The organism is Halorubrum sp. AJ67 (assembly GCF_000513435.1).
Map to the genome: position 1 here is coordinate 57,289 of NZ_CBVY010000009.1, position 3,867 is coordinate 61,155.

At 66.1% G+C, this 3,867-nt stretch carries 5 protein-coding genes and 2 pseudogenes; 2 read left to right on the forward strand and 5 right to left on the reverse strand.

All coding sequences use genetic code 11. The annotated features are described in order from the left end of the window. The 4 genes and pseudogenes from BN903_RS09190 to BN903_RS09205 all read right to left on the reverse strand — a co-directional run. Window positions 1-292 (reverse strand): annotated as a pseudogene (locus tag BN903_RS09190) (CoxG family protein); the annotation flags it as partial. A gap of 76 nt (window positions 293-368) precedes the next feature. Then, entirely contained in the window at window positions 369-596 is a 228-nt protein-coding gene (locus BN903_RS09195) for a hypothetical protein (protein ID WP_004598402.1), read from the reverse strand. A 115-nt stretch (window positions 597-711) separates the two neighbouring features. Next, window positions 712-894, reverse strand: coding sequence for a hypothetical protein (locus BN903_RS09200; protein ID WP_048077453.1), 183 nt, complete (start codon window positions 892-894; stop codon window positions 712-714). Window positions 895-963: 69 nt separating this feature from the next. Beyond that, complete coding sequence (locus BN903_RS09205; RefSeq protein ID WP_048077454.1) at window positions 964-1,995, reverse strand: phosphate uptake regulator PhoU; 1,032 nt, start codon at window positions 1,993-1,995, stop codon at window positions 964-966. Window positions 1,996-2,211: 216 nt separating this feature from the next. On the opposite strand from BN903_RS09205, the gene BN903_RS09210 reads away from it, so the two are divergent. Then, complete coding sequence (locus BN903_RS09210; protein ID WP_006629705.1) at window positions 2,212-2,571, forward strand: response regulator; 360 nt, start codon at window positions 2,212-2,214, stop codon at window positions 2,569-2,571. A gap of 87 nt (window positions 2,572-2,658) precedes the next feature. Here BN903_RS09210 and BN903_RS09215 read toward each other — a convergent pair whose 3' ends face one another. After that, window positions 2,659-3,039 carry a hypothetical protein gene (locus BN903_RS09215; protein WP_048077455.1) on the reverse strand — a complete coding sequence of 127 codons (381 nt, stop codon included), beginning with the start codon at window positions 3,037-3,039 and terminating at the stop codon, window positions 2,659-2,661. A 133-nt stretch (window positions 3,040-3,172) separates the two neighbouring features. On the opposite strand from BN903_RS09215, the pseudogene aglJ reads away from it, so the two are divergent. Further along, a pseudogene (gene aglJ / locus BN903_RS09220) lies at window positions 3,173-3,867 on the forward strand (S-layer glycoprotein N-glycosyltransferase AglJ); the annotation flags it as partial.

Below are 3,867 nucleotides of genomic sequence, written 5' to 3' on the forward strand. Positions count from 1 at the left end.
GTCGGTACTCGGTGATCCTCGTGTTCGCCGGTCACGCGGAACGCCCGCGACTTCCCGACGAACTTCACCCGGTTCGGGGGTCGCGCTCGACGTCCTCCGTCTCGACGTCGATGGTCGAACGGATCATCGGTATCGGCAGCGCGACGTGCCACGTCGCGCTCCCGTCGTCGTGAACCTCGAAGGAGTCGACCACGCTGATAGCGCCCGCGCGCTGCTCCGCGTCCGAGATGAACGCCCACACGTCGGCCGGCGGCGCATCGAACTCGAACGTCCGGGAGACTCGAACGGTCATACGATCCCGTTTGGGGCTACGGGGGTTAAAAATGCGCGTCGACGGAGTCGGAGACGAGGAACGCGGCGGGCGGGCCTCACCCGTCCGGCGTCACGCGCCAGGTCGTCGACTTGGCGCGGCCCCACTTCTCGATGTCGACGTCGTCGGACTTCTCGGCGAGACGGGGGAGCCGCGACCCCACCTGTTTGGCGGTGAGACCGATCGCGTCGGCGATCGTCTTCGAGCGAACGTACCGCTCGCCACGGGTGACGCTGTCCGTGAGGTACGCGAGGATCCGCTGTTCCTCCTCGGTGTACTCGCTCATTGGCGTATCTACGTGTCTGACGTTCTTAACGGTTTCTCGTTTTTCGGAACGGACGCCGACCGCCCCCATGGAGAGGAGCCGAGCCGACGGCAGCCGTACCGGGGCCGGGAGTCGGTCAGTCGAACAGCTGAACCGCGCCGACGGCGAGCGTCGCGAAGACGAACGCGGCCGCGAATCCCCACGCCTTTCCGAGCTGTCCCGGGTACGCAAACATCACCACGGCACCGACGACCGCGATGGCACCGAGCGCCAGCGCGACGCCGACCTCCTTGTCCGATTCGATGGAACCCTCGCTCATACGAGTCGCTTCGCGGGCGGCTACTTAGTTCATACGAAGCGGGCGACGGGGACCGAGAACGACGTCCTCTCAGATGATCTCGACGTGGTCCGACTCCTCGTTGAGCGCGAGGTTCGCCGCGATCTCGGCGTTTCGCATGGCGTACTCCGCGGTGTGCTGGAGGCTAACGAGCACCTCGCGGGTCATCAGCAGCGTCTCGTTGTCGAGGTCGTTCGGGAGTTCGTCGAGGATCTCCTGTTCGCGGTCTTCGAGCCGCGAGAACAGGTCGCGGCACTCGACGGTGAGGTCGTAGTCGCGCTCGACGACGGCGCGGACCGCGAGCGCGGTCAGCTCGTCGACCTGATCGGTGAACTCGCGGATCTGGCGCATCGTCGCGCTGTCGACGTCGAGGGTGTGGCCGTCCGCCTCCATCACGATCTCGGCGATGTCTTCCGCGTTGTCCGCGGTGAGTTCGAGGTTCTTCGCGACCGAGCGATAGCCGATGAGCGGGAAGCCCTCTTCGAGGCCGACCGCGCGGGCGAGGTTCGGATTCTGGTAGGCGGTGAAGATGAGCCGGAGCAGGAGGACGAATATCTTGTTCGCCTGCCGCTCGCGGTTGAGCGCGCGCTGCGCGAGGTCGGGGTTACCGTGCGCGAGCGCCTTCACGGCCTCGCCGCGCATCGTCGACCCGGTGTTCTCCAGCCGTTCGAGCAGGTTGTCGAGGGTGAAGTCCTCGGGGTCGACCGAACAGCGGATCGAGATGTCTTCCGGCGTCTCCTCGATGACGCCGAGACCCATCAGCTGCGTCTCGGCTTTGTACACCGCGTTGATGTGCTCGCTGTCGAGCGTCCCCTCGCTGCGGACGTGGATCACGCGCCGACCGAGCACGTACTGCGCGACGATGGCGCGTTCGAGCGAGCGCGCGTCGAGTCCGTCGGCGTTTATTACCGCCTCCGACTCCTCGCTGCTCACCGACTCGGGCAGCACCGTAAGCGTCCCTTTTCCCCCCATCCGCAGCGACACCTCGTCGCCTTTGTTCACGCCGTGTTCCTGCGCCCACTCGGCCGGGAGCGTCATCGCCAGCGTCGACGGCCCCAACCGTTGGACTTTCCGCGTTTCCATGCGCGAACATATCGCGGGATAGACCTTAACGTTGTTCCCATGTTCATTATATGCTTTATCGAATATACAAGGGGGAACCGCACGCGCCGATCCCCGTGTGTCGGTGTGAGCGACCGAAACGGCGGGGTCGGCGACGAGGGATCACGTCGACGACGAACGACCGCTCCGATGGCGAACGATCCGCGCGCTTATATCGGTCAGGCGGGGATAACGGGTATGACCGAGCGGGTACTCGTCGTCGACGACTCCTCCTTCCAGCGGACCGTCGTCCGGGACGCGCTGGCGGACCGGTTCGAGGTCGTCGGCGAGGCGGAAAACGGCGCAGAGGCGGTGGAACTCTTCGAGGCGTACGAGCCGGACGCGGTGTCGATGGACGTCGTGATGCCGGAGATGACCGGGATCGAGGCGACGGCCGCGATCAAGGACCGCTGGCCGGACGCGGTGATCGTGATGTGTACGAGCGTCGACCAGCAGGAGAAGATGATGGAGGCGGTGAAGGCGGGTGCCGACGGCTACGTGACGAAGCCCGTCGACGCCGAGGAGCTGGTCGGCGAGTTCGAGAGCCACCTCGGGTGAGGCCCGGTCGGCTCCCGTGGTCGCGGCGAACGCGCAGCCACCGAACGCGGTGTCGACGAGCGTCTCGTCGCCGAACTCGGGGTCGAGTCAGGCCGGGTCGAACGACCGGAGGATCGTCGCGAGGGCACTCGCCAGCTCCTCGAACCGGTCTATCTCCATCGAGTCGGTCGTCAGCCACGCGCCGTGGCCGTTGGCGATCACTCGGGTGAGGTATCCGTTCTCGAACACGCGCACGGTGAACCGGTAGTCGCCGAGCTGCGTGTTCGCGTACAGCGACTGCGCGCGGAATCCCTGTCGCTCGTTCTCCGCGAAGCCGATCAGGTCCGCGGTTCGGCTCAGGTCGCTACGGAGGTACAGCTGTTCGACGTCGTCTTCGGTGAAGTACGTGAGACTCCGGAGTTCGTCGCCCGTCGCGGTGCGGGTCGCACTGAGGAGCTCGTCGATCTGTTCGGTCGATGGATGAGACATACAACCATGATCATCGCTCTCATACATGAGCGTGTGGGTGGCCACGCCGGGACGAGGGCCGCCCACCGGAATCGGGAGTCCGTGACGGCCGAGAAGGACAGAGTTTACCGACTCCCGGGTGATCGCTCGTCTGATGAGCGAGTACGACGACGTCTGCGTCCTGTTGCCGACGATGAACGAGGCGGAGACGGTCGCACGCGTCGTCACTGACTTCCGCGACGCCGGCTTCGAGCAGGTCCTCGTGATCGACGGCCGCTCGACGGACGAAACGCGGTCCGTCGCCCGAGAGGCCGGCGCGCGCGTCGTCGAACAGTCGGGACGCGGGAAGGGACAGGCCGTCAGGGAGGCGGTCCGGGACCACGTGGACGCGTCGTACGTGCTGATGGCCGACGCCGACGCGACCTACGACGCCGCGGACGCTGCGGCGATGCTCGATCCCCTCCTCGACGGCAACGCCGACCACGTCATCGGGAACCGGTTCGCGGACATGCGCTCCGGGGCGATGACGCGGCTGAACCGGATCGGGAACCGCGTGATCAACCTCGCGTTCCGGGCGATCCACCGCAAGAACTACCGCGACATCCTCTCGGGGATACCGGGCGTTCACCCGCGAGTCGTTCGAGCGCCTCCATCTCACCGCGGACGGGTTCGGGATCGAGACCGAGATGGCCGTCGAGTGCGTGAGAATCGCCTCTCGGTTACGGTGGTACCGATCACGTACCGAGAACGGCCCGGCGGCTCGGCGACGAACCTCCACCCGATCCGGGACGCGGGGTGATCTTCCTGGAGCTGTACCGCAAGGCGAAGACGAACAACCCGCTGTTCTAC

Excerpts from the sequence above, each read along its gene's own strand:
- BN903_RS09210 (WP_006629705.1), top strand. The coding sequence starts at position 2,212 with ATGACCGAGCGGGTACTCGTCGTCGACGACTCCTCCTTCCAGCGGACC.
- BN903_RS09205 (WP_048077454.1), bottom strand. The coding sequence starts at position 1,995 with ATGGAAACGCGGAAAGTCCAACGGTTGGGGCCGTCGACGCTGGCGATG.
- BN903_RS09215 (WP_048077455.1), bottom strand. The coding sequence starts at position 3,039 with ATGTCTCATCCATCGACCGAACAGATCGACGAGCTCCTCAGTGCGACC.
- BN903_RS09195 (WP_004598402.1), bottom strand. The coding sequence starts at position 596 with ATGAGCGAGTACACCGAGGAGGAACAGCGGATCCTCGCGTACCTCACG.
- BN903_RS09200 (WP_048077453.1), bottom strand. The coding sequence starts at position 894 with ATGAGCGAGGGTTCCATCGAATCGGACAAGGAGGTCGGCGTCGCGCTG.